The organism is Ilumatobacter nonamiensis YM16-303, from assembly GCF_000350145.1.
GTDB classification, from domain to species: Bacteria; Actinomycetota; Acidimicrobiia; order Acidimicrobiales; family Ilumatobacteraceae; genus Ilumatobacter_A; species Ilumatobacter_A nonamiensis.
In genome coordinates this window covers 1-22,000 of sequence record NZ_BAOL01000020.1, presented here as the reverse complement: position 1 = coordinate 22,000, position 22,000 = coordinate 1, and the positions used below count along the sequence as shown (strand labels likewise).

The window sequence follows — 22,000 nt, the reverse complement described above, 5'->3', positions numbered from 1 at the left end:
GTTCAGCCCTTCAACTCTGCGAGGTCGTCGGCGGTCGCGCCGGGGCGGCGGCGCAGGATCGACACGAGGATGCCGAGTCCGACCACCACTTCGGCCGCGGCGACCACCAGCACGAAGAACACGGCGGTCTGGCCGTTGATGTCGCCGAGCGACGTCGCCAACGCAACGAACGTGAGGTTCGCGGCGTTCAGCATCAACTCGATGCACATGAACATCACGAGCGGGTTGTTGCGCACCAACAGCCCGAAGGCGCCGATCGCGAACAACAGCGACGCCACGATCAGGTACCAGCTGGGCTCGATCGCGGCGATCACGCTCCGACCTCGCTTCCCTCGTCTGCGGAACGCTTCGGCCACTTGCGGGTCATCAACACGGTGCCGACGACGGCCACGATCAACAACACCGACGTGAGTTCGAATGCGAGCACGTGGTCGTTGTACAGGTTCTGCGCCAACTGCTGGATGTTGCTGTCGGGATCCTCGACCGTGGCGGTGTCGATCCCGGTGCCGGGGTTGAGCGTGCCGATGGCGTCGCCCGCCTCGATCACGGCCGCGGTGATCAATGCGACCAGCCCGACCGCCATGACGGCCGCGAGGGGGCGTTGGATCTTGATCGGTTCGATCGACAGGTCGACGGCCCGGTCGACACCGAGCAGCATGATCACGAACAGGAACAGCACCACGATGGCACCCGCGTAGACGATGACCTGCACCGCGGCGAGGAAGTGGGCTTCCTGTGCGACGAACTGGACAGCAACGCCGAACAGTGTGAGCACGAGACCGAGCGCGGAGTGCACCGGGTTCTTCATCGTGACGACGCCGATCGCTCCGCCGAGCATCATCACCGACGCCGCGAAGAACACGACGTATTCGAGGAAGGTCGTGTTCATCGTTCGACGATTCTCACACTGGTTTCGCGGGTCGAGGCATCTCGTTCCGGCTGGCCGACTTCGGGCGCACGGGTGCCGTGGCCGAGTTCGTTGCTCCAGCCGACCTCGCCCTCGAACGCGGCGTCGCCCGACGGCGACGTGGCGCGCATCCAGCCCGACGTGTGCTCGTCGTCGCCGTCGCGCCAGTCCTCCCACGGGAGGTTCTGCGGCTTGCCCTCGTCGTCCACGACGAGTTCGGCCTTGGTGTAGATCGCGTCCTTGCGGTTCGTGAACGAGAACTCGAACAGCTTCGACTCGGTGATCGCCTCGGTCGGGCATGCCTCGACACACAGGTCGCAGTGGATGCACCGGAGGTAGTTGATCTCGTAGATCCAGCCGAACCGCTCGCCGGGCGAGGTGGGGTTCACCGGGTCGTTGTCGGCACCGCGCACGTGGATGCAGTTGGCCGGGCACACGCCGGCGCACAGCTCGCAACCGATGCACTTCTCCATGCCATCCTCGTAGCGGTTGAGGACGTGGCGTCCGTGCAGCCGCTCGGGCTTGGCCACCTTCTCGTCGTGCTTGACCGCGTTCTCGGACTTTCCTTCGCGCTTCGCCTTGCGGCCGCCGGAGTACTCGGTCGTGACGCGCTTGCCGCCGAAGAGCCGATGCTGACGCATCGTGACGGCGAATCCTTCGAAGTAGCCCATCAGACGGGACTCCCTTCTTGTTGAGGTGCAGCCGCCCGCTCACGGTTCCTCCGGCTGACCTGCAGCGCGGCGTAGAACAGTGCGATCGACGCGATGCCCACCACCACGCAGATCGCCGTGACCCGGAGCGAATCGGCGAACGTGCCGTCGGGCGAGAACTGACGGAGCGCCGCGAGCAGCAGGAACCAGCCGAGCGCGACCGGGATCAGCACCTTCCAGCCGAAGTCCATCAGCTGGTCGTACCGCAACCGTGGCAAGGTCGCCCGGAGCCAGATGTACACGTAGAGGAAGACGAGCAGCTTGAGGACGAACCAGATCGTGCCCTCGATCGCGCCGGGGATGAACGGGATGTCGATCCCCGCGATCGGCTGCGGTCCGCCGAGGAACAGTGTGACGATCACACCGGACATGGTGATCACGTTCATGAACTCGGCGAGGAAGAACAGGGCGAAGGCGATGCCGCCGTACTCGGTGTTGAATCCCGACACCAGCTCCTGCTCGGCCTCGACGAGGTCGAACGGCGGCCGGTTGAGTTCGGCGGTGGTGGCGACGAGGAAGATCGCGAACGGCACGATGCCGGTGGCCACGAGGTTCCAGTCGACGAAACTGTCCTGGGTCTGGACGATGCGGGCAGTCGACAACGACCCGCTCGACAGCAGCACGGCAGCGAGGCTCAGCCCGAGCGCCGCTTCGTACGAGATCATCTGGGCCGAGCCGCGCACCGCGCCGAGCAGCGGGTACTTGGAGCCCGATGCCCAACCGGCGAGCATCACGCCGTAGACGGCGATCGACGACATCGCGAGCACGAACAGGATCCCGACCTGCGGGTCGGCGAGCTGCACGCGGGTGACCTGGCCGAAGATCGTGACGGTGCCGTCCTTGCCGTCGGTGAAGTCGCCACCGAGCGGGATCACGGCCCAGATCAGGAACGCCGGGATGAACATCAGGTAGGGGGCGAGCTTGTACAGGAACGGATCGGACTTGCTCGGCCGGAACGTCTCCTTGAAGAACGCCTTGATGCCGTCGGCGAGCGACTGCATGATGCCCCACGGTCCGGCCTTGTTCGGCCCGACGCGGTTGTGCATCCCGGACACGATCTTGCGTTCGCCCCAGATCATCAACATCGTCGCCACGAGCGACACCACGAAGATCACGAGGACCTTCCCGATCATGATGAGCAGCGAGGTCCAGAGCCAGCCTCCGGTACCGAGCGGATCGATCGCCAACATCAGATCACCTCGATCTTCACGTCGGTCACCGACGCGGTCGCGTCGATCAGCGTCTCGATCACGCTGCCGTCCTGGTTGAACGGAGCCCAGGCGATCCCTCGCGGCACCGCGTGGTTCGCCGCCACCGGCAGGATCGCGGTCGCCTGGGCGCCGATCAGCTGCAGGTCGTCGCCGACGGACGCACCCAGCGCGTCGATGTCGAGGGGATGCAGATGGATCGCCGCTCCGGGCGCCAGCTTCGCGATCGAGTGGGACATGGCGGTGCCGATGGCCCGATCGTAGAGCTTGCGCCCGACGACGAGGCGATGGTCGTAGCTGTTGCGCTGGCCCGCTGCAGAGACGGCGTCGGACAGCGTTCCGGCCACGACGCCTGCGAGGACCCCGTTGCGTTCGGCGACCAGAGCTGCAGGGGTCACGTCGGCGAAGGCGGGCACCTCGGCGGCGATCGCCGCGGTCACGTCGTCGACCGACGACACGTTCACCAGGTCACCGTCGACATCGAGCATGAGCGCCAACTCCGCGGCCATCATCCAGTCGGGACGGGCCGTGCCGGTGGTGGTCACCTTGTCGGCGAGCACCGTCACGCGACCTTCGATGTTCGTCGTCGTGCCCGACTTCTCGCCGTAGGCCGCGGCGGCGAGGACGACATCGGCGAGCTGTGTGGACTCGCTGCGATGCGTGTCGATCGAGATGACGCGACGCGCGCCGGCCAGCGCCCGCCGGGCGAGGCCGGTGTCGGGGCAGTCGTTGAGCGGGTCGGCGCCGAGCAGGATCAGCAGCTCGAGCTTGCCGTCGGCGGCGGCGCGCAGCGTCGCGAGGCCGTCGTGGTCGTCGTCGGCCGGGGCCATGCCGACGCTGAGCGCCCCGACCACGTTGCCGCGACGGAGTGCAGGCAGGACCTTGGCGTTCGGATTCGCGTCGAGCACGGCGGCCAGCGCCGCCATCGTCTCGTCGGGCGACTCGGCGAGGTTGCCGCGGCCGACCACGACCACCACGTCGTCACCGGTGAGCAGTTCGCTGTTGCGCTGAACGGTGTCGGCCTGCAGCCCCGGTTGGTGGCGGAGGCTGTGCTTCGCGTACCGGGTGAGACCGGTGTCGACGCTCGAGATCTCGACGATCGTCGAGTTCCCCTCGACCGCGGCGTCACGCAGGCGGAGGTAGAGCACAGGGAGCTCTTCTTTGATGTCCGGTCCGAGGAGCACGATCGTCGACGCGGAGGCGGCTTCGTCGATCGTCGCTCGGTTCAATCCGAGGATCGATGCGGGCAGACCGTCGCCGAGCTGGGCATCGCGATAGGTGATGCCGAGGGCGTCGGCGAGCTGTGCCCAGGCGAAGGCGTCCTCGTTGGTGCCACGGGCGCCGCCGAGCAGACCGATCGAGTCGGGACCGCCCGCAGCGAGCGCATCGGTGATCAGACGGGCCGCACCGTTCAAGGCCGCATTCCACGATGTGGGCGTGAGGCCGGCCTCGGTCTTGACGAGCGGATCGGTCAACCGCAGATCGGAGTTGACGGCCTCGAAGTCGAACCGACCGCGGTCGCAGAGCCAGCCGTGGTTGACCGGGTCGGAGTCGACGCCCTGGTAGCGGAGGATCTCGTCACGGCTCGACTGGACGACCACGCGGCATCCGACCGAGCAGGTGGTGCAGGTCGATTCCTCGGCCGTGAGGTCCCACGGACGCGCCTTGAAGCGGTACGGCTCGGCGGTCAGTGCCCCGACCGGGCAGATCTGCACCGTGTTCCCCGAGAAGTACGAGGCGAACGGTTCGTCCGGGAAGGTCATCACCTGCGTCTGGTTGCCGCGCTGGGTGAAGTGGATCAGCTTGTCGCCCGCGACCTCGTCGGCGAAGCGCGTGCAGCGGTCGCAGAGGATGCAGCGCTCGCGGTCGAGCAGCACCAGATCGGAGATCGGGATCGGCTTCTCGAAGTGCCGCTTCTCCTCGACGTAGCGGGACTCGCCGGGACCGTGGCTGTAGGCCTGGTCCTGGAGCGGACACTCGCCGCCCTTGTCGCAGACCGGGCAGTCGAGCGGGTGGTTCGCGAGGAGGAGTTCGATCATGCCCTCCTGCGCGCGCTTGGCGGTGGGCGACTCGGTCTCGATCTTCATCTCGGGCGAGACGGTGATCATGCACGACGGCTGCAGCTGCATGCCGCGGCCGGTGTCGACCTCGACGAGGCACTGCCGACACATGCCGACCGACTTCATCCGCGGGTGATAGCAGAAGTGCGGGATGTAGGCGTCGTGGCGTTCGGCCGCCGCGATGACCAGTTCACCCTTGTGCGCTTCGATCTCGCGACCGTTCAGCGTGACCGGCACGATGTTCGGATCGGGCTCGGCGGCGGGTTCCTCGGCGGCCTCGACGTCGTCGGCAACGTCCTGCTCGGCGACCTCCTCGCCCTGTTCGGCATGGCCCGCGTCGTCGTGTGTCGCGTCGACCGGTTCGGTCGCGTTCGATTCGTCTGAGCTCATGAACCTGCCACCGCAACGGGAATGGAGATGCGCTTCGGGGCCGGAACCACCTTCGCATCGAACTCGTCACGGAACAACGTGAGTGCCGAGTGGAGCGGAGCGTAGGCGGAGGGACCGACGAAACAGATCGTGGTCATCTTGTACGGGAACGGCGTCGCTTCCAAACCGAGACGTTCGGACGCCGCGTGCGGCATGTCGCCCGGGCAGATCGACTGCCCGACCTCGAGGATCTGGTCGAGGTCGGCGTCGGTGCCGTGGCCTGCGCAGACACGCTCGAGAATCCGCAGCAACCACGTGCCACCTTCACGGCACGGCACGCACTTGCCACACGATTCGTGGGCGTAGAACCGGACGAGCGTGAGGGCCGCCTCGGGGATGTCGGTCGTGTCGTCCATCACCATGACGGCGCCCGAGCCGAGCATCGAGCCGGCCATGCCGGCCTCCTTGCCCTCGAACGGGATGTCGAGTTGGTCGGGCAGGAACCACGGAGCGGAACCGCCACCGGGCACGAACGCCTTCAACTCGTTGTCGTCGCGGATGCCCTGGCAGAACTCGTCGCCGTAGATGATGTCCCGGAACGTGGTGGTGCCGTTGACGATCTCGTACACACCGGGGCGCTTCACGTGACCGGAGATCGCGACCATGCGGGTGCCCGGCGAGGTCTCGGTGCCGATCGCGGTGTAGGCGTCGGAACCCTTGGACGCGATGAACGGGAGGTTCGCGAGCGTCTCGACGTTGTTGACGATCGTCGGCTGACCATAGAGACCGACAGCCGCCGGGAAGTACGGCGGCTTGAGACGCGGCATGCCGCGCTCACCTTCGAGCGACTCGATCAGCGCGGTCTCCTCACCGACGACGTACGCACCGGCACCCCAGTGGAGGACGATGTCGAGGCTGAAGTCGGTGCCCATGATGTTCTTGCCGACGTAGCCCTCGGCGTACGCCTCGTCGAGTGCGGTGGCGATGCGCTCGTGCGCCAACGGCATCTCGCCGCGGACGTACAGGAAGCACTGCGACAGGCCCGCCGCGTACGACGCGATCAGGCAACCTTCGATCAGCTGGTGCGGATCGCGCTCCATGAGGAGGCGGTCCTTGTAGGTGCCGGGCTCCGACTCGTCGCCATTGACGACGAGATAGCGCGGCCACACGCCCTGCGGCGTGAAGCCCCACTTGACGCCGGCCGGGAAACCGGCACCACCGCGGCCGAGCAGCGTGGAGGCCTTGACCTCGCCCGCCATCTTCTCGGGACCCATCTCGATGGCCTTCTTCAGCCCGTCGTACCCGCCGGTGGCGAGGTAGCGATCGATCGTGTGGCTGTCCTCGAACTCGAAGCGCGAGGTGACGACCTTCGGACGGTCGCCCTCGTAGAAACCCGGGGTGTAGTCGCGGGTGATCGCAGTGCTCATGAGTCGTCTCCGACACTGACGGGAATCCACACGGGACCGTCGCTCACGTCGTCCGGATCGGGTGCGCCGACGAACTTCTCCGCGGGGATGTGCTGGCGATTCCGGCCCAACGTGCCGTGCGGCGGGATCTCACCGTCGAGATTGCCCGCGCGCAGATCGTCGACCAGCTGGTCGAAGGAGTCGTTGGTGACGCGGTATCGATGCCGATAGTTGACCTGCAGCGTGGGCGCCTCGGTGCAGGCGGCCTGACACTCGGCGGGTTCGAGCGTGAACATGCCGTCCTCCGTCGTGGAGCCGGCCTTGATCCCGAGCTTCTGCTCGGCGTGATGCATCAGACCGTCGGAGCCGAGCAGTGCGCAGCTCATGGTCTGGCACACGTTGATCACGTACTTGCCGACCGGTTCGAACTTGAACATCTCGTAGAACGTGGCGGTTCCGATCACCTCGGCCGGCGTGATGTCGAGCAGCTCGGCGAGGTGTCGCATCGCCTCGGGCGTGACCCACCCGTTCTGTTCCTGACTCAGATGCAGCAGCGGGATCAGCGCCGACTTCTTGCGCGGATAGCGCTCGATGATCTCGTGCGCCAACAGCACGTTCGAATCGTTCAGGCGGCTCATCTGTCCACTCCTCCGAGCACGGGGTCGACCGACGAGATGACGGCGACGGCATCGGCGATCAGTCCGCCGCGCATCATGTGCGGAATGCACTGGACGTGGGCGAACGAGGGGTCGCGCATGTGGATGCGATACGGGTTCGGGCCACCGTCGGATGCGATGTAGCAGCCGAGTTCGCCACGCGGGCCTTCGATCGCCTCGTACACCTCACCCTCGGGCACCTTGAAGCCCTCGGTGAAGATCTTGAAGTGGTGGATCAGCGCCTCCATCGACTCGTCGATCCGAGCGCGTGGTGGCGGCGTGACCTTCTTGTCCTGGATGCGGGTGTTGCCCTCGGGCATCTTGTCGAGGATCTGGCGAACGATCTTCATCGACTCGCGAATCTCGGCGAGGCGGATCGCGAAGCGGTCGAATGCGTCGCCGTACGAGCCGACGATCACGTCGAACTCCAACTCGTCGTACCGACCGTACGGCTGGTCGCGACGCAGGTCCCACTCCACTCCGGTCGACCGCAGCACGGCTCCCGACGCACTCAGTGCGAGTGCCTCGTTCGGGGTGATCACACCGACGCCCTGCAGACGGTCGCGGAAGATCGGCTGACCGGTGAGCAGGATGTCGTACTCGTCGAGGCGCGGCGGGATCAGCTCGAGGAGCCGCAGCACACCGTCACGCCAACCGGGTGGGAGGTCGGCTGCGACGCCGCCCGGGCGGATGTAGTTGTGGTTCATCCGCAGGCCGGAGACCTCCTGGAAGAACCGCAACACCTCCTCGCGCTCACGCCAGCCGTAGATCATCATCGAGACCGCGCCGAGGTCCATGCCGTTGGTGGCCATGAACAACAGATGGCTCGACATGCGGTTGAGTTCGGCCATCAGCATGCGGATCCACACGGCACGTTCGGGGATCTCGTCGGTGATGCCGAGCAGTCGCTCGACCGCCATCGAGAACGCCAGCTCGTTGGCCAGCGGACTCAGGTAATCCATGCGGGTGACGTTGGTGCCGCCCTGCATGTAGGTGAGGGTCTCGCCGGTCTTCTCCATGCCGGTGTGGAGATAGCCGATCACCGGCTTGCAACGCAGCACCTCTTCGCCCTGGAGTTCGAGCATCAGGCGGAGCACGCCGTGCGTCGACGGGTGGGCAGGCCCCATGTTGAGGATCATCGTCTGATCCTCTTCCGGGTCGTCGGGGAGATCGCCGAGCTGCGCGGCTTCGGCCTCGGACATCCGCAGCACCGAGCCGACCTCGCGGAGGAGTTCGTCGGCGGTGGTCTCGCTGCGCGGCTTGAGCAGCTGTTCGCCCTCGTTGGTGTTCGCGATGAAGGCGGCGTAGTTCGATTCGGCGTGCTTGGGTTCGATCTGGTCCGGGTCGACGCCGGTCTCGGCGAGTTCTTGTTCGGTCAGCTCTTCTTCGGTGGTGGACATCAGGCGTGCGCTCCCTTGAACTGGACGGGAATCTCTCCGACCCCGTAGTCCTTGCGCAGCGGATGACCTTCCCAGCCCTCCGGCATCAGGATGCGGGTGAGATCAGGATGGCCCTCGAAGGCGATGCCGAACATGTCGAAGGTCTCGCGCTCGTACGGCTCGGTGCCCGGGTGGAGATCGAACAGCGAGGCGAGGGTCGGGTCGGACTCCGGCACCTGCACACGAAGTCGGATCCGACGGCGCTGTCCGATGTCGAGCAGGTTCACCACGACCTCGAACCGCTCGGGCGCGACGCCCTCGGGGAGCGCGCGGCCCATGTGTTGCAGGTAGTCGACGCCGCACAGGTCCATACACACGCTGTAGCCCTCGTCGGCCAACGCCTTGGCCACGTCGACGTACTGCTCGCGCGAGGGGTGGACGACCTCCTGGCCGCGGCTGTCCGTGACCGGGCAGCCATGGATCATCGGAACCGCTTCGGTGTCCGTCTCCGGCTGGGTGGTGGTGTCGTCGCTCACGACTTCGTTCCCATCAGCACCGGTGCCGGTGCGGGCTCGATGTGCTCGACGTGGATCTGGGCACCTTCGCCGGTTTCCTTCCGACGCTTCAGGATCTGCTCGTTCTCGATCAGGCCGTGGAGTTGCTCGATGGCGTGGATCAGCGTCTCGGGCGTGGGCGGGCAGCCGGGGGCGTACACGTCGACGGGAACGACCTGGTCGACTCCCTGGACGATCGCATAGTTGTTGAACATGCCACCGGAGCTGGCGCACACGCCCATCGAGATGACCCACTTCGGCTCCATCATCTGGTCGTACACCTGCCGCAGCACCGGTGCCATCTTCTGGCTGACCCGACCGGCGACGATCATGATGTCGGCCTGACGGGGGCTGGCCCGGAAGACCTCCATGCCGAAACGCGAGATGTCGTAGTGCGCGCCGCCGGTGCCCATCATCTCGATTGCGCAGCATGCGAGACCGAACGACGCGGGCCACGACGAACGCGACCGCGACCAGTTGATGAGGTCTTCGAGTTTTCCCGTGAGGACGTTGTGTGACAGCCCGCCCAGTCCGTCGTCGAGCACATCGTTGACGATGCCCATGTTGCGGTCTCCTTACGCGGCCGGTTGGTTCGTGGTGTTGCTCGGATCGTCGAGACGACCCTCGTTCCCGACCCGGCGAATCGTCGACCCGAGCGAACGAGTCGGCGACACGATCTCGGCGTCGGCTTGCAGGCTCCGGTACTTCTGGATCGGACCCCAGTCGAGTCCGCCGCGGGCGACCTCGTACACGAACGTCAGGAAGAAGACGACCGAGAACAGGAAGATCGCCCAGAACGCGTACGCGCCGAGTTGGCCGTGAGAGACCGCGTACGGGTACACGAAGATGATCTCGATGTCGAACATGATGAACAGCATCGCGACGATGTAGAAGCTCACCGGGAACCGCTCGGGAGGTTCACGGGAGGGCACGATGCCGCACTCGTAGGGCGCTTCCTTGGCGGCCGACGGTCGACTCGGGCCGAGCAGCTTGGACGCGAACAGGCTGAGCACGCCGAACACGATGCCCAGGAGCATCAGGATCACGATCGGCAGGTACTGGCCCATCAGGCGGTCGCCACGGCCTTCGCGTTGGCGAGGTTCTCGGCGAGGTGCCGGTCACGACGATGGAGCAGGTAGCACAGTGCGAAGAAGATCGCTCCGCCACCGATCGTCAGGACGACCGCCGGCTGGCGTCGGGTACCGAGGTCGCGGACCATGTACACGTACTGACGCTGCTGGGTTTCGTCGATCGTCGGCGAGACGGGCGCACGGCCGTCTTCGGTCCGGACCTGGACGTTCGGAGCGGCTTCGACGAGCACGTAGTGCGGCTCGTGCCGGAAGGCGAGGAAGTCGAGCGAATCGTTGTCGAGACCCGGGATGGCGCCGGCCTCGATCATCGGTGAACGGGCGCCGCCGATGTCGAAGATGTCGACGATCGTGTACTCCCCGGCCGCGAATGCACCGGCTTCTTCGAGCAGCACGCTGGCCTCGGCCGATGCCTGGCCGAACGCCGGCGACGCCGGGTCGAGAACGATGAAGCCCTCGCTCACGAGTTCGTTGCTGACGACCTCGGCCTCCTGCGCCGGTGTGGCCCCGACCGGAACGTCAGGCAGTTCCTCGAGCACTCCGGCACTGCGCAGCGCTTCGGTGTCCTGCAGGACCGAGGCCCCCGCGACGGGTTGCCACGACGGGTCCGCACCGCGGAGCCCGATGCCGTAGATCCACCAGGTGAGACCCATGAGCATCATCCAGCCGGCGAGGGCGGCGATGGTCACGAGGAACCCCAGTCGGGATCCCATGTTGGTCATCAGGATCAGGTAGATGCTGCCGACCAGGATGACGACGGCGATGATGACGGTGAGGAGTCCGCGAAGTTCGGGCTCCCAGCCGATTGCCAACAGATTCATTTCGCTCACAGACTCCGGACGTATTCGACGACGGCACGAACTTGTTCGTCGGTCAGCATCGAACCGAAGCCGGGCATGCGTCCGCTGCCCTGGCCGTTGATTCCGTACTGCTTGCCGAACTCGGAGCCCGTCTTGATGAACTCCACCATCTGTTCTTCATCGGTGAAGTGACTGTTGGTCGACCCGGCGGTCAGGTTCCAACCGTACGCGCCCTGACCGGCGACGCCGGGGTCTCCGTAGCTCCAGCCGAGGGTGTGGCACCGGGCGCAGCTGTAGGCACCGGCACCCAGTTCGAGGTTGAACAGGGCCTCGCCGTACGAGACGCCGTCGGCTTCCATCGCCTGACGGGCGGCGGCCTCGATGTTGTCCATCTCGTCGGCCGGGAGGAGGCCGGACGGACAGAGCTGGGTGTCGAAGTACTCGACCGCTCCGCCGAGGGCGTCGGCGTCCTCGGTGGTGGCGTTGTCGCCGAGTTCGTCCTCGAGGCAGCCCTCGCGCTCGATCTGGATGCTCTTCAGGTACTCGATGAGCGTCTGGATCTGCTGTTCGGTCATCGGTCCACCGCCGACGGTTCCCCACGGGGACATCGGCGAGAACGGGCGACCGTAGTTGAGGATGAACTCGATCTCCGAAGCGTCGAAGCGGTAGAAGACCGTGTTGAGCGCCGGCGCGGTCCAGTTGACGGCTTCGACTGCTCCGGTGACCGGATCGGTGACGGTGAACGGCGCCTCGCCGCCGACGGCGTTCATTCCGCCGTGGCAACCAGCACAGTTGAAGCCGCCTTCTGCGGTGGGTGCGAACAGCTCCTCACCCCAGGTGGCGAAGCGCTTGTTCCAGCCTTCCTCGGCGCCGGCCTGACGGCTCGGTTCGAGGACCCAGTAGAGGGGGAGCCCGATGACGCTGACGAGCAGCAGCGCGACACCGAGCAGTTGCATCCGCTCGAGACGCGAGCCCTCGAGCGTCTCGTCGTCGTAGTACGGCTTGCGGTTCGGCGCGAGTTCGATCTCGGAGCCGATCTCGGCGCGGCCCGCGCGCACGTTGAAGAACGCGTAGACGACGAACCCGACGAGGATGATGGCGAACGCCAAGCCGGCGATCGCGGTCGTGGTGAGTGCAAGCATCAGTGGTCGCCGCCACCGGTGCAGTGGGGGCCTTCAGCTTCCTGGCCGGTCGTGTTGGTGCCGATCGCCGGCCCGGGGACCACGACGCCGGTGTTGATGACGACGTCGCCGCTCGCCGAGATGTCGGCGGGGTGGCGGTCCATTCCGCGAGGAGCGGGCCCGCCCTTCTTCTCACCGACCCGGTTGTACTGCGAGCCGTGGCACTGGCATTCGAACCACTGGCTGGTCGGGCACTCGGGCACGCGGCAGCCGAGGTGCGGGCACTTCTGGCTGAGGACGACGATGCCCTCCTCCATCGCGGTCAGCAGGTTCGCCGGGTAGACGGTGCGCGCGATGGGCAGTGCGTCGGATGGGTACTCGGTGATCCACGAGCGGGCTTCGGGAACGTAGTAGAAGCCACCGCCGGCCTGGATGCCGTCCTTGATCGCGGCGAGCTTGCCGGCGGGCACTTGGCCACCGAAACCGCCGGTGCCGGTCGGCCAGAGGAAGCCGACGAATGCGGCTGCGGCGAACGCTCCGAGGCCGGCGCTCATGAGCGTGACCGTGGCGCGGTTGAAGAACTGCCGACGCGACACGCCGATGACCTCGGGGTCGGGCTCGACCCACGGGACGATGGCGGGCTCTTCGTCGACGGTCGCGAGCGCAGTTCCGGTGCCGCGTGATGCGGTGCCCTCCGCTTCGGCGACCGCCGCCGTGCGCGACGAGGTGGCTTCGGCCTCGTAGGCGCGCGAGTCCTTGCGGCTCGCGCGGTCTCGATTCAGGGTCTCCCCCGACAACGCGCCGGCGCCGCGTACGTCGCTGCGGCGCGCGAGCGTGAAGAAGCTGATCGCGGCGAGGACGAGGACGACCCCGATGGCGATGGCAATGACAGCTGCGGTGTTCATGATGTGTGCTCCTTCTCCATCAGAGCTCGAAGAACAGGCCTTCGACCCATGGGAATACGAAGTTGAATCCCGGTCCGCGGAAGAACGACCCGATGATCACCAGCACGGCCCAGAACATGATGTGCACGGTCTGGAGTGATGTGGCGAACTTGCGGTCTTCGGGTTTGTTCGACGGGTTGCGGTCGAGATACGGGGTGAGGATCAGCGCGATCAGGCCAACACCGGGCAGGGTCACGCCGGCGACCATCGGGTGGAAGTACACCAGCAGTTCCTGCAGACCGAGGAAGTACCAGGGTGCCTTCGACGGGTTCGGCGTCTGGTTCGTGTTGGCCAACTCGAGCAGTGGTGCGTGCACGAAGATCGAGAACACGAACACCAACGCCGTGCAGGCGAGGGCGGCCACGAACTCGGCGGCGAGCAGGTGCGGCCACGTGTGGACCTTGTCGACCGGGGTGGCCTTGACGTCCTGAATCGTGCCGGACTTGACGACGGTGAGCAGGCGCTGGGTGTGACCACCGGGGCCACCACCGATCGGCACGCCGCCACCAGCAGGTTCGGCAGCCACGACGGCGCCGACCTTGTCGGCGACCGCGACCGAGCCACCGGACTCGGCTTCGGGGGCATCCTTCGCGGACTTGGCCGCCTTGCTGCGCTGCAGCAGGTGCTCGGGAATACGCGAGTCGCTCGCTGCTGCGGGTTCCTCCGCTGCGGCGGGTTCGGCGGCCGGTTCTTCCTTGGCCTTGTCGCGCGCCGCGGCTGCCCGCTTCAGCAGGTGCTCGGGGATTTCAGTCATGTGGTGACCTCATCGCTCGTGTGACCGCTCATGTCGTGTCAATCCTTGTTCGTCGCCAGTCGATCATCCGGATCACAACGGACCCGAAATGCCGCCGTCTTTACGTACCCGCCAGAAGTGGATCGCCATGAAGATGACGATCACGAACGGCAGGAACAACACGTGCAGGACATACCATCGGAGCAGGGTCTCCGCGCCGATCTCGGCACCGCCCAGCAAGACGAATCTGACCTCCTGACCGAAGACAGGGGTGTACCCCATCATGTTCGTGCCCACGGTGACCGCCCAGAGCGCCAACTGGTCCCAGGGCAGGAGGTAGCCCGTGAACGAGAGCAGCAGGGTGAGCATCAGCAGGATCACCCCGATCACCCAGTTGAACTCGCGCGGCGGCTTGTATGCGCCGTGGTAGAAGACGCGCGCCATGTGCAAGAAGACGGCGAGCACCATGAGGTGTGCTCCCCATCTGTGCATGTTCCTGACCAGCAACCCGAACGTGACCGAGGTCTGCAGGTTGTTGATGTCGTCCCAGGCAGCCGTGGTTTCCGGACGGTAGAAGAACATCAGGAAGATGCCCGTGACGGTGAGCAGGATGAACAGGAAGAAGCTGAGTCCACCGAGGCACAGGGTGTAGCTCACCTTGACCGCGTGGCGCTTCACCTTGACCGGGTGCAAGTGGTACAGCACCGAGTTCATGATCACGTAGCTGCGGTTACGCGGGCTGTCGGTGTAGCCCTTGCGGAAGATCGAACCGGGACGGAAGATCGAGCTCCAGGCCTGGCTTCCCTGCACGCCGTCCATGGCGTCCTTCGCGCGGTCGCCGAGGGTGGGTTTCGGTTTGTCGTCGATGATTTTGGACATGAGAAGTCGTTGGTCCTCAGAGCCTCATGCCATAGCCGTAGCCATGGTTGTTGGTTCGGGTGTGGTAGTCGCCGGCCGCGGTTGCGGTGCCGGCCTTGCCGAGAATGATCACGCCGGTCGGGCACCGGTCAACGCACAGTGCACAGCGGGTGCAGATGTCGTCGTCGATCGTGAACATGAATGCATCGGACGGGTCGAGACCCGGTTGTTCGGTGCCGACCGCGTCGTCGACCGCGTCGAGGCTGACCATGTGGATGCACTTCCACGGGCAGATGTCGACACATCCCTCACAGCTGATGCACTCCGACTGATCGATGTGGATGAACTGCTTCGGCTTGACGGCCTTCGACAGGTAGTCCGCGTCGACCTCCACCAACGTGTAATCGTCGGTGTAGGGCATCATCGGCGGATTGGCGTCGGTCTTCGGCATCGAGAATCAGGCCTTCTTCACCAGGGGGCGGCCGTAGGTGGACGTGGGCAGTTCCTTCGCCCCGGTGCTCTCGCCGCGCTTCTGCCACCAGACGGCGAGCCAGATGTTCAAGCCGAAGAACAATGCGTGCAGCAGGACGACGATGGTGTCGCGCACCGCCTCGTACTGCAGGGTGATCGGATTCCAACCGCCGGCGGATTCGGGCTTGAGGATGTCGAACGGGCCGTAGATGAGCTTGTCACGCGACCAACCGAGGTCCTTGTCGGCATGGTCGATGAACTGGTGGGGGAGGATGCCGTAGGTGAGGAACAGCATCCCGAAGATGTAGGTGGCACCGAGCATCGCCTCGCCCCAGGTGACGGGCTTGCCGACGGGACGTCGCTTGCCGTACCAGACCACGCCGAGGAGCATCAGGATGGACGCGATGAACGAGACGATGAAGGCCTGGTTGAAGAAGGGCCAACTCAAAATGTCGACTGCGGTCATCGGTACGAACGAACTCCTGGATTGTGAACGGTGACGTGGTGGTGACTTCCCGAGCCTACTCATGGCAGGAAGATCAACGAAGTCTGGCAGACAGGTTCTCAGCACGCGCCAGGTTGTGCACAAGTTCTCGCGGCGTCCGACGAGCGGTGGTGATCGGCTCGGGAGGCGAATGTGTGGCGAGAGTTTCGCCAGCGCGTGCTCGCCATCTATCCTCTGCCGAGTGACTGAGATCCCCGAACACCTGCTGAAGCGGTCGCGCGAGCGGCGCGCCGCGATCGGCAAGGGTGACGACGCCGGCGACGCCGACACCGCGGCGTCCACTCCCGCCTCGACGCCCGCGACGACCGAGAAGGCCGCCGCTCCGGCAGGACCGAGCGGTCCCCCGGTCCGCGCCGCGGCGCCGGCGCCCGAGGCTCCCAAGCCCCCGAAGCCCGACCCGGCGTACGTCACCGCTGCGAAGCAACGACGCAAGGTCCCGTGGTGGGCCATGGCCACCCTCGGCCTCATGCCGGTGTGGGGATTCATGTACGTGCGTGCGGTCACCGAGCCGCCCGAAGTCGTCGAAGGTCCGCTCGGCATCGGTGCCGAGCAGTACGGCACCTGCGCGGCATGCCATGGCGCGGCCGGTGGCGGCGGCGTCGGCTACCCGTTCGCGGGTGAAGAGGTGCTGAAGACGTTCCCGAACATCGAAGACCAACTGCGCTACGTGTACTGGGGCACCGGCGAATACAACCTCGCCGGCGTCGACATCTACGGCAACCCCGACCGCGAGGGCGGCCCGCACGTCACGAACGGGCTGGGCGTCATGCCGCAGCAGGGTTCGCTGGCCGGCGGCGGTCTCACCGACTACGAGATCCTCGGTGTGGTCTGCCACGAGCGGTACACGCTCGGCGGCGCCGACCCCACCAGTGAGGAGTACGAGGTCGAGTTCGAGGAGTTCTGCTCCGAGGAGTCGGCGGTGTTCAGCGCGCTCGAGGCCGGAGAATTCTCCCTCGCCGACGAAGAGGTCCCGGCCCTCGTCGACGAAGCGGGCGAAGAGTTCGAGATCGACGTCATCGGCCCGCCGGTCGAAGGCTCCCCCGCCGCAGCCGAAGGCTGAGCAACTACTCTGCACATGTGACCGATCGTTCGTCGACCGACGTCCTCGTCGTCGGCGGCGGCCCGGCCGGCTGTGCCGCAGCGATCCGCCTCGCAGCGGTCGGACATCAGGTCACGGTGCTCGAGAGCAGCACCGGCGACGCCCCGATCGGGAGCGGGGACCTGCTCGTCCCCGCAGCCGTCGACGAACTGTCGGAACTCGGCGTCGACATCGGTGCGGTCGGTGCGAACCCGATCGACGGGACTCGCCTCTGGCGCGGTGAACGGTCCGTGCCGGTCCGCTGGCCCCACACGCGGGCGGGGACCTCGACCGGTGCGGTCATTCGTCGGTCTGCCTTGAACGAGGCGCTGCGTGCCCGGGCCGCCGATGTGGGTGCCGAGGTTCGCCTCGGGTCGCGGGCCACCACGCCCTCCGTCGAACGCGGTTTCGTCCGTGGCGCGGCCATCGAGACCACCGACGGCTCCGCCGACGAGATCGGTTGTCGATTCCTGATCGTCGCGGACGGTGCCAACAGCCGATTCGGGCGCGGTCTCGGCACCCACCGCGACCGACGCTGGCCGTATGCGATCTCGGCGAACACGTACGTCACGAGCGGACGTTCGGACGACTCGTGGATCGAGACGGTCCTCGGTCCGCCCGATGCCGACGGGCATCCGATCACGGGTCACGGGTGGGTGCACCCGATCGGCGACGGCACCCTGAACGTCGGCGTCAGCATGCTGTCGAGCTACCGGTACGTCCACGGGGTGAACATCATCAAGTTGCTCGATGCGTTCGCGTCCTCCGTCGCCGAACGCTGGGGCTTCGACCCGGGCGAACGACTCGTCGAACCCGTTCGCCGCCGAACCCCGCTCGGCGGCTCCGTCTCCCCGGCGATGGGCCCGACGTTTCTGGTGGCGGGTGACGCAGCTGCGATGGCCAACCCGTTCAACGGACACGGCGTGCGCGCTGCGCTCGCGACCGGGCGGACGGCAGCGGACGTCCTCGACGAGGCGTTGACCGTCGGGAACTCGACCACGCTGCAGCACTACCCGGCGCTGCTCGAGGAGTCGCTCGGCCAGTACCACAAGGTCGGCCGTCTGACCGCCCGTTTCCTCGGGCGTCCGATCCTGCTCCGCACCGCGTTGACGACCGGCATCCGCAGCGAGGCGGCCATGGGTGCGGCGCTGCGCATCGCGACCAACGAACTCCGCGACGGTGAGACCGGCGGTGCCGAACGCGCCTACCGCATCGCCGCCCTCATCGCCCGCTTCGCCCCCAGCTGGTGAAAATGGGCCTCGGTGCCCGTCAGTCCATGGCGAGGACGGGCGCAGCCGTGGACTCCACGGTGAGCTCGTCGCCGAGGCGCACCACGGCTCCGGCCGGTTCGATCGTGCAGGCGATCCCGAAGAGTCCGCTTCCCTCCACGATCGAGCGGAACCCGCCCTCGATGCCGGGGGCCTCGGTGCACCAACGATGCGCACGGAGCACCTTGGCCGGCTCCTTGTGCGCGTCCCCCGACTCCTGGTCGACCTGCGGGATCTGACAGCGCGGCCAGGGAGCCGCCGCCCGCAGCGACACCGGCCCGATCGCGAAACGATCCCACGTGTCCTCGTCCCACGCCGGAGCGCCGGACACGATCAGGTTGGCCCGGAACCGGTCGATCCCGAACGGCTCCGATGCCCGCTCGGCGAGCCAGTCCGCCGATGACCGTGACGCGACCAGGATCGGCGCGGCATCGCTGAACGGGGCGCCCTGTCCGAACAGATCGAACTCCTCGGGCAGGCGCCAGCCGCCCGGATCGCGCATGGCGACCAGTCGACCGGAGGCTCCGGTGAGGTCGGTGAACCAGCGTGCGGCGTCGTCGCCCGCGTCGATCGCCTCGACCGGAACACCGAAAAGTGATTTCACCGTCGTCGACGAGCCGTCCCGATCGACATCGATCGCCGGACGACCCGGCGCGGTCAGCCTGAGCCCGCCGTCCTCCAGCGGTTCCGGCCGGACGGTCGCGAGGACGCGGTGCTGACGCTGCGTGACGCCGTTCCGGTCGTCGTCGACGAACTGCCATTCTCGGTCGCCCGCCAGTCCGATCGGTGACACGGTGGCTTCGTCGAGGCTCACCCCACCGCACGACTTGATCGGGTAGACGACGATCTGGCTGAGGGTCACGGCCATCGCCGGATCGTACTGTTCGGGGCCTCAGTGGTGGGACTTGCGGCGCAGCTGACCGGGCCGCGGCAACCGCAGGGTCACGACCGACAGCGCGAGAATGACGGGGTAGATCTCGAGTCGCCCGAGCAACATCTGCACCATCGCGATCGCCCGTCCGGGGCGCGGGATCGCGAGGAAGTCGCCGCCGTGGTCGAGCGCACCGAGACCCGGGCCGACGTTGCCGAACGACGTCGCCGACGCCGAGAACGAGGTGATCATGTCCGGCCCGGTGGCGGCGATGAAGAACGATCCTCCCCCGAAGATCACGAGCGCGAGCACCAGGAAACCGACGACCTTGCCCGCCACGTCGTCGCTGAGGATTCCCCGCCCGACCCGCACCGGCCGCACGAGCCGCGGGTGGAGGTGCTTGAGCGCCTCTCGATGGGCGAAGCTCGACACCGCCATCACCCGCAGGATCTTCACGCCGCCCGCGGTCGACCCGGCCATCGCTCCGATCGGGAGCAGGATCAGGATCAGGGCCTGCGCGGCCTGGCTCCAGAGGCCGTACTCGGTGGTGACGTAGCCGGTCGTCGTGATCGTCGAGGTCATCGTGAACAGTGCGTCCCGGAAACCCGTGCCGCTCCCCTCGCCACGCCCGGCCGTGACGTACGCCCACAGCGTCGCTCCGGCGACCACCAAGGCGTAGATCCGGAACTCGGTGGAGACCAGCAATGGCTTCACGTCGCTGCGCAGCGCGCGGTAGTAGAGGGTGAAGCTGCCGCCGGCGAGGAACATCGCGACGATCGCGATCCACTCGATCTCCGCGGACTGGTAGTGACCCAGCGACGATTGATACGGCGAGAAACCGCCGGTGGAGACCGTCGTGAAGCTGTGGCTGATCGCGTCGTAGACGCTCATGCCCGCGGCCGCGTACGCCGCCGCGAGGACGACGGTGAACCCGATGTAGACGGCCCAGAGCCGTCGCGCGGTCTCGCGCACCCGCGGTGTCAGCCGCTCCCCGGTCGGGCCCGGCGCCTCGGCCTGCATGAGGCTCATCCCACCGGAACCGACGGTCGGCAACACGGCCACCACCAGCACGATGACGCCCATCCCGCCCATCCACTGGGTCAACGAGCGCCAGAACAGCAGCCCGCGCGAGGTGGCCTCGATGTCGGGGGTGACGGTCGCACCGGTGGTCGTGAAGCCCGAGATCGACTCGAACAGCGCGTCGTCCCACCGCTCGAAGTGTCCGGTCAGGATGTACGGAACGGCACCGGCGACCGCGATCACGATCCAGGTGATCGTCACCGCGGAGAACACGTCGAGCACCCGGATCCGACTCGGCGTGATCGTCGAGCGCCACAACAGTCCGCCCACGACGCTCATCACCGATCCCGTGAGCAGCAGGACGAGCGTGTCGGAGTCGCTGTGGACGAGGTCGATCAAACCGGAGACGATGACGCCCAGGCCCACGACCATGATCGTCAGACCCACGATGTGACCGACCAGCGTGGGCCGACGCTCCGAGCGAACCAAGCGCTCCCCGCGGCTGAGAACCGAAGCGCGTGAGTCGAACAGCGCGCGTGGGTCGATGTCGTGTTGGCGCCGACCGACGTTCACGCGGTGAACGCCTTGAGCAACGCGGGGATCGACTCCGGTCGCGCGAAGACGACGACGTTGTCACCCGCGTGCAGGGTCGTCTTGCCCCGCACGATCTCGCCGGGCCCGCCTTCTCGCGTCACCGCTCCGAGGACGATCGAGTGCGGGAGGTGCAGGTCGGCCACTCGAACGCCGTCTGCGGACGATCCCTCCTCGATCTCGAACTCGTCGACCTCGATGTCGCTCTCGAGGAACGTCGCGACGGACGCGGTTCCGCCGCGGACGTGGCGCAGCACCGCGTTCGCCGACGCGGTGCGCGGGCTGACGGCAGCGTCGATGCCGAACTGGCGCACCAGTGGGAGAAGGGCGAGGCGGTGCAGGACCGCGACCGTGAACGCCCGCTTGTCACCTGCGGCGAACGCACACGCGAGGACGTTCGCCGCATCGTCGCCCGTCGCCGCGATCACCAGGTCCATCCGCGTGGCGGACTCCTCGTTGAGCAGGTCGATGTCCTCGATGTCGCCGTTCACGATCGTCACGTACGGGAGGCGTTCGCTCAAGTACTTGGCCCGATCGAGATCCTGCTCGACGAGCACGACATCGGCGCCCTCCTCGGTGAGCCGCTCGGCGACGCGCGAACCGACGGCACCGCCGCCCAGCACCATCACCCGGTTGGCGCGACGATGCTTGGCACCCAGCAGTTCGAGGATCTCGTTGCGCGTGTCTCGCGTGGTCAGGACCCGGACGTGGTCGCCGGCTTCGAGGCGCTGGTCACCGCGAGGGATCACGGTCTCACCGTCGCGAGTGAGTGCCCCGAACAGGAACCGCCAGTCGGGTTCGTAGGTCTGGCCGATCTCCGCGAGGGTGCTCCCTGCCAGCGGCGACGAGTCGCTGATCACGGCACCGATCACCAGCAGATCGCCGTCCGACATCCGGTACACCTCGTCGGCGCCCGACACCCGAGCCAACTCCATGATCTCATCGGCGGTGTCCGCATCCGGGTCGATGATCAGGTCGGCCTTCATCGCATCGCGGAGCGCTTTGCCGGCGGGTCCGCGCAGCTCCTCGGTCTGGATCCGCGCAACGGTCTGGGCGACGCCGTACTCCTTCGCGAGCAGCGACGCGATGAAGTTGACCTCGTCGTTCTGCGTGACCCCGGCGAGCAGGTCCGCCTGGCGGATCCCTGCGGTCTCGAGCGTCGACGGCGTCGTCGCGCTCCCGATGACCACCTGGACGTCGAGTTCCTCACCGATCGACGCGGCGACCGACTCGTCCTGCTCGATGATGACGATGTCGTTGCCTTCGGCGCCGAGACGCTGTGCGAGGTAGCGGCCGACTTCACCCGCGCCGACGATGATCACATGCATTGTCGCAAGTGTTGCGCATCCACACCCTTCCCGTCGCGTTCCCACCCCGTTCTCGTGAACTGTTCCCGCGCTCCG

General features: G+C 66.7%; 23 protein-coding genes. 2 read left to right on the top strand and 21 right to left on the bottom strand.

Features of this window, described 5'->3' with window-relative positions; genetic code table 11:
* Window positions 1-2: 2 nt before the first annotated feature.
* The 18 genes from nuoK to ON45_RS02935 form a co-directional block, all read right to left on the bottom strand.
* On the bottom strand, window positions 3-314 hold the full coding sequence (gene nuoK, locus ON45_RS03020; protein WP_241432139.1) for an NADH-quinone oxidoreductase subunit NuoK: 312 nt from the start codon (window positions 312-314) through the stop codon (window positions 3-5).
* Window positions 311-889, bottom strand: a complete 579-nt coding sequence (locus tag ON45_RS03015; RefSeq protein WP_051062359.1) for an NADH-quinone oxidoreductase subunit J family protein — start codon at window positions 887-889, stop codon at window positions 311-313. The genes nuoK and ON45_RS03015 overlap by 4 nt, the downstream gene beginning before the upstream one ends.
* The gene (locus ON45_RS03010; RefSeq protein WP_040491814.1) at window positions 886-1,578 is read right to left on the bottom strand and encodes a NuoI/complex I 23 kDa subunit family protein; all 693 of its coding nucleotides are present in this window, start codon (window positions 1,576-1,578) and stop codon (window positions 886-888) included. Before ON45_RS03010 ends, ON45_RS03015 begins: the two co-directional genes overlap by 4 nt.
* Entirely contained in the window at window positions 1,578-2,807 is a 1,230-nt protein-coding gene (gene nuoH / locus ON45_RS03005) for an NADH-quinone oxidoreductase subunit NuoH (RefSeq protein WP_051062358.1), read from the bottom strand. The genes ON45_RS03010 and nuoH overlap by 1 nt, the downstream gene beginning before the upstream one ends.
* Window positions 2,807-5,275: an NADH-quinone oxidoreductase subunit NuoG gene (gene nuoG / locus ON45_RS03000; RefSeq protein WP_051062357.1), complete on the bottom strand. Its 2,469-nt coding sequence runs from the start codon at window positions 5,273-5,275 to the stop codon at window positions 2,807-2,809. The genes nuoH and nuoG overlap by 1 nt, the downstream gene beginning before the upstream one ends.
* Window positions 5,272-6,681, bottom strand: a complete 1,410-nt coding sequence (gene nuoF, locus ON45_RS02995) for an NADH-quinone oxidoreductase subunit NuoF (protein WP_040491813.1) — start codon at window positions 6,679-6,681, stop codon at window positions 5,272-5,274. Before nuoF ends, nuoG begins: the two co-directional genes overlap by 4 nt.
* Window positions 6,678-7,298, bottom strand: a complete 621-nt coding sequence (locus tag ON45_RS02990) for an NADH-quinone oxidoreductase subunit NuoE family protein (protein WP_040491811.1) — start codon at window positions 7,296-7,298, stop codon at window positions 6,678-6,680. The genes nuoF and ON45_RS02990 overlap by 4 nt, the downstream gene beginning before the upstream one ends.
* Window positions 7,295-8,716, bottom strand: a complete 1,422-nt coding sequence (gene nuoD / locus ON45_RS02985) for an NADH dehydrogenase (quinone) subunit D (RefSeq protein ID WP_083914177.1) — start codon at window positions 8,714-8,716, stop codon at window positions 7,295-7,297. The genes ON45_RS02990 and nuoD overlap by 4 nt, the downstream gene beginning before the upstream one ends.
* Entirely contained in the window at window positions 8,716-9,231 is a 516-nt protein-coding gene (locus ON45_RS02980; protein ID WP_241432138.1) for an NADH-quinone oxidoreductase subunit C, read from the bottom strand. The genes nuoD and ON45_RS02980 overlap by 1 nt, the downstream gene beginning before the upstream one ends.
* Window positions 9,228-9,812: an NADH-quinone oxidoreductase subunit B gene (locus tag ON45_RS02975; RefSeq protein WP_051062356.1), complete on the bottom strand. Its 585-nt coding sequence runs from the start codon at window positions 9,810-9,812 to the stop codon at window positions 9,228-9,230. The genes ON45_RS02980 and ON45_RS02975 overlap by 4 nt, the downstream gene beginning before the upstream one ends.
* Window positions 9,813-9,824: 12 nt before the next feature.
* Complete coding sequence (locus ON45_RS02970) at window positions 9,825-10,316, bottom strand: NADH-quinone oxidoreductase subunit A (RefSeq protein ID WP_051062355.1); 492 nt, start codon at window positions 10,314-10,316, stop codon at window positions 9,825-9,827.
* Complete coding sequence (locus ON45_RS02965; RefSeq protein ID WP_040491810.1) at window positions 10,316-11,158, bottom strand: hypothetical protein; 843 nt, start codon at window positions 11,156-11,158, stop codon at window positions 10,316-10,318. The genes ON45_RS02970 and ON45_RS02965 overlap by 1 nt, the downstream gene beginning before the upstream one ends.
* Window positions 11,159-11,163: 5 nt before the next feature.
* The gene (locus ON45_RS02960; protein WP_040491809.1) at window positions 11,164-12,279 is read right to left on the bottom strand and encodes a c-type cytochrome; all 1,116 of its coding nucleotides are present in this window, start codon (window positions 12,277-12,279) and stop codon (window positions 11,164-11,166) included.
* Window positions 12,279-13,163, bottom strand: a complete 885-nt coding sequence (locus ON45_RS20965; RefSeq protein WP_051062354.1) for a QcrA and Rieske domain-containing protein — start codon at window positions 13,161-13,163, stop codon at window positions 12,279-12,281. The genes ON45_RS02960 and ON45_RS20965 overlap by 1 nt, the downstream gene beginning before the upstream one ends.
* A gap of 19 nt (window positions 13,164-13,182) precedes the next feature.
* The gene (locus ON45_RS02950) at window positions 13,183-13,956 is read right to left on the bottom strand and encodes a cytochrome b family protein (RefSeq protein ID WP_040491807.1); all 774 of its coding nucleotides are present in this window, start codon (window positions 13,954-13,956) and stop codon (window positions 13,183-13,185) included.
* 72 nt (window positions 13,957-14,028) lie between these two features.
* Entirely contained in the window at window positions 14,029-14,814 is a 786-nt protein-coding gene (extP, locus tag ON45_RS02945) for a selenite/tellurite reduction operon b-type cytochrome ExtP (RefSeq protein WP_148288506.1), read from the bottom strand.
* 16 nt (window positions 14,815-14,830) lie between these two features.
* Window positions 14,831-15,244, bottom strand: a complete 414-nt coding sequence (locus tag ON45_RS02940) for a 4Fe-4S binding protein (RefSeq protein WP_040491805.1) — start codon at window positions 15,242-15,244, stop codon at window positions 14,831-14,833.
* A 6-nt stretch (window positions 15,245-15,250) separates the two neighbouring features.
* Entirely contained in the window at window positions 15,251-15,730 is a 480-nt protein-coding gene (locus tag ON45_RS02935; RefSeq protein ID WP_040491804.1) for a hypothetical protein, read from the bottom strand.
* A 220-nt stretch (window positions 15,731-15,950) separates the two neighbouring features.
* Here ON45_RS02935 and ON45_RS22925 point away from each other — a divergent pair, with 220 nt between their 5' ends.
* Together ON45_RS22925 and ON45_RS02925 are read left to right on the top strand one after the other, a co-directional pair.
* A complete protein-coding gene (locus ON45_RS22925) occupies window positions 15,951-16,829 on the top strand; it encodes a hypothetical protein (protein ID WP_040491802.1) in 879 nt (292 codons plus the stop codon).
* 17 nt (window positions 16,830-16,846) lie between these two features.
* A complete protein-coding gene (locus ON45_RS02925) occupies window positions 16,847-18,097 on the top strand; it encodes an NAD(P)/FAD-dependent oxidoreductase (RefSeq protein WP_040491800.1) in 1,251 nt (416 codons plus the stop codon).
* A 19-nt stretch (window positions 18,098-18,116) separates the two neighbouring features.
* On the opposite strand, the gene ON45_RS02920 is transcribed toward ON45_RS02925, so the two are convergent.
* From ON45_RS02920 to trkA, 3 genes are all read right to left on the bottom strand, one after another.
* Window positions 18,117-18,983, bottom strand: a complete 867-nt coding sequence (locus tag ON45_RS02920; protein ID WP_051062353.1) for an MOSC domain-containing protein — start codon at window positions 18,981-18,983, stop codon at window positions 18,117-18,119.
* Between the two features lie 24 nt (window positions 18,984-19,007).
* Complete coding sequence (locus tag ON45_RS02915; RefSeq protein WP_148288505.1) at window positions 19,008-20,453, bottom strand: TrkH family potassium uptake protein; 1,446 nt, start codon at window positions 20,451-20,453, stop codon at window positions 19,008-19,010.
* A gap of 122 nt (window positions 20,454-20,575) precedes the next feature.
* A complete protein-coding gene (trkA, locus tag ON45_RS02910) occupies window positions 20,576-21,925 on the bottom strand; it encodes a Trk system potassium transporter TrkA (protein ID WP_040491798.1) in 1,350 nt (449 codons plus the stop codon).
* Between the last annotated feature and the right edge of the window lie 75 nt (window positions 21,926-22,000).

What these genes read in the sequence shown, in the direction of transcription:
- ON45_RS02935 (WP_040491804.1), bottom strand. Translation starts at nt 15,730, where the DNA reads ATGACCGCAGTCGACATTTTGAGTTGGCCCTTCTTCAACCAGGCCTTC.
- nuoH (WP_051062358.1), bottom strand. Translation starts at nt 2,807, where the DNA reads ATGTTGGCGATCGATCCGCTCGGTACCGGAGGCTGGCTCTGGACCTCG.
- ON45_RS02920 (WP_051062353.1), bottom strand. Translation starts at nt 18,983, where the DNA reads ATGGCCGTGACCCTCAGCCAGATCGTCGTCTACCCGATCAAGTCGTGC.
- ON45_RS02950 (WP_040491807.1), bottom strand. Translation starts at nt 13,956, where the DNA reads ATGACTGAAATCCCCGAGCACCTGCTGAAGCGGGCAGCCGCGGCGCGC.
- trkA (WP_040491798.1), bottom strand. Translation starts at nt 21,925, where the DNA reads ATGCATGTGATCATCGTCGGCGCGGGTGAAGTCGGCCGCTACCTCGCA.
- ON45_RS03010 (WP_040491814.1), bottom strand. Translation starts at nt 1,578, where the DNA reads ATGGGCTACTTCGAAGGATTCGCCGTCACGATGCGTCAGCATCGGCTC.
- nuoD (WP_083914177.1), bottom strand. Translation starts at nt 8,716, where the DNA reads ATGTCCACCACCGAAGAAGAGCTGACCGAACAAGAACTCGCCGAGACC.
- ON45_RS02960 (WP_040491809.1), bottom strand. Translation starts at nt 12,279, where the DNA reads ATGCTTGCACTCACCACGACCGCGATCGCCGGCTTGGCGTTCGCCATC.
- ON45_RS02975 (WP_051062356.1), bottom strand. Translation starts at nt 9,812, where the DNA reads ATGGGCATCGTCAACGATGTGCTCGACGACGGACTGGGCGGGCTGTCA.
- nuoF (WP_040491813.1), bottom strand. Translation starts at nt 6,681, where the DNA reads ATGAGCACTGCGATCACCCGCGACTACACCCCGGGTTTCTACGAGGGC.
- ON45_RS02970 (WP_051062355.1), bottom strand. Translation starts at nt 10,316, where the DNA reads ATGGGCCAGTACCTGCCGATCGTGATCCTGATGCTCCTGGGCATCGTG.
- extP (WP_148288506.1), bottom strand. Translation starts at nt 14,814, where the DNA reads ATGTCCAAAATCATCGACGACAAACCGAAACCCACCCTCGGCGACCGC.
- ON45_RS03015 (WP_051062359.1), bottom strand. Translation starts at nt 889, where the DNA reads ATGAACACGACCTTCCTCGAATACGTCGTGTTCTTCGCGGCGTCGGTG.
- ON45_RS02940 (WP_040491805.1), bottom strand. Translation starts at nt 15,244, where the DNA reads ATGCCGAAGACCGACGCCAATCCGCCGATGATGCCCTACACCGACGAT.
- ON45_RS02965 (WP_040491810.1), bottom strand. Translation starts at nt 11,158, where the DNA reads ATGAATCTGTTGGCAATCGGCTGGGAGCCCGAACTTCGCGGACTCCTC.
- ON45_RS02990 (WP_040491811.1), bottom strand. Translation starts at nt 7,298, where the DNA reads ATGAGCCGCCTGAACGATTCGAACGTGCTGTTGGCGCACGAGATCATC.
- ON45_RS20965 (WP_051062354.1), bottom strand. Translation starts at nt 13,163, where the DNA reads ATGAACACCGCAGCTGTCATTGCCATCGCCATCGGGGTCGTCCTCGTC.
- nuoG (WP_051062357.1), bottom strand. Translation starts at nt 5,275, where the DNA reads ATGAGCTCAGACGAATCGAACGCGACCGAACCGGTCGACGCGACACAC.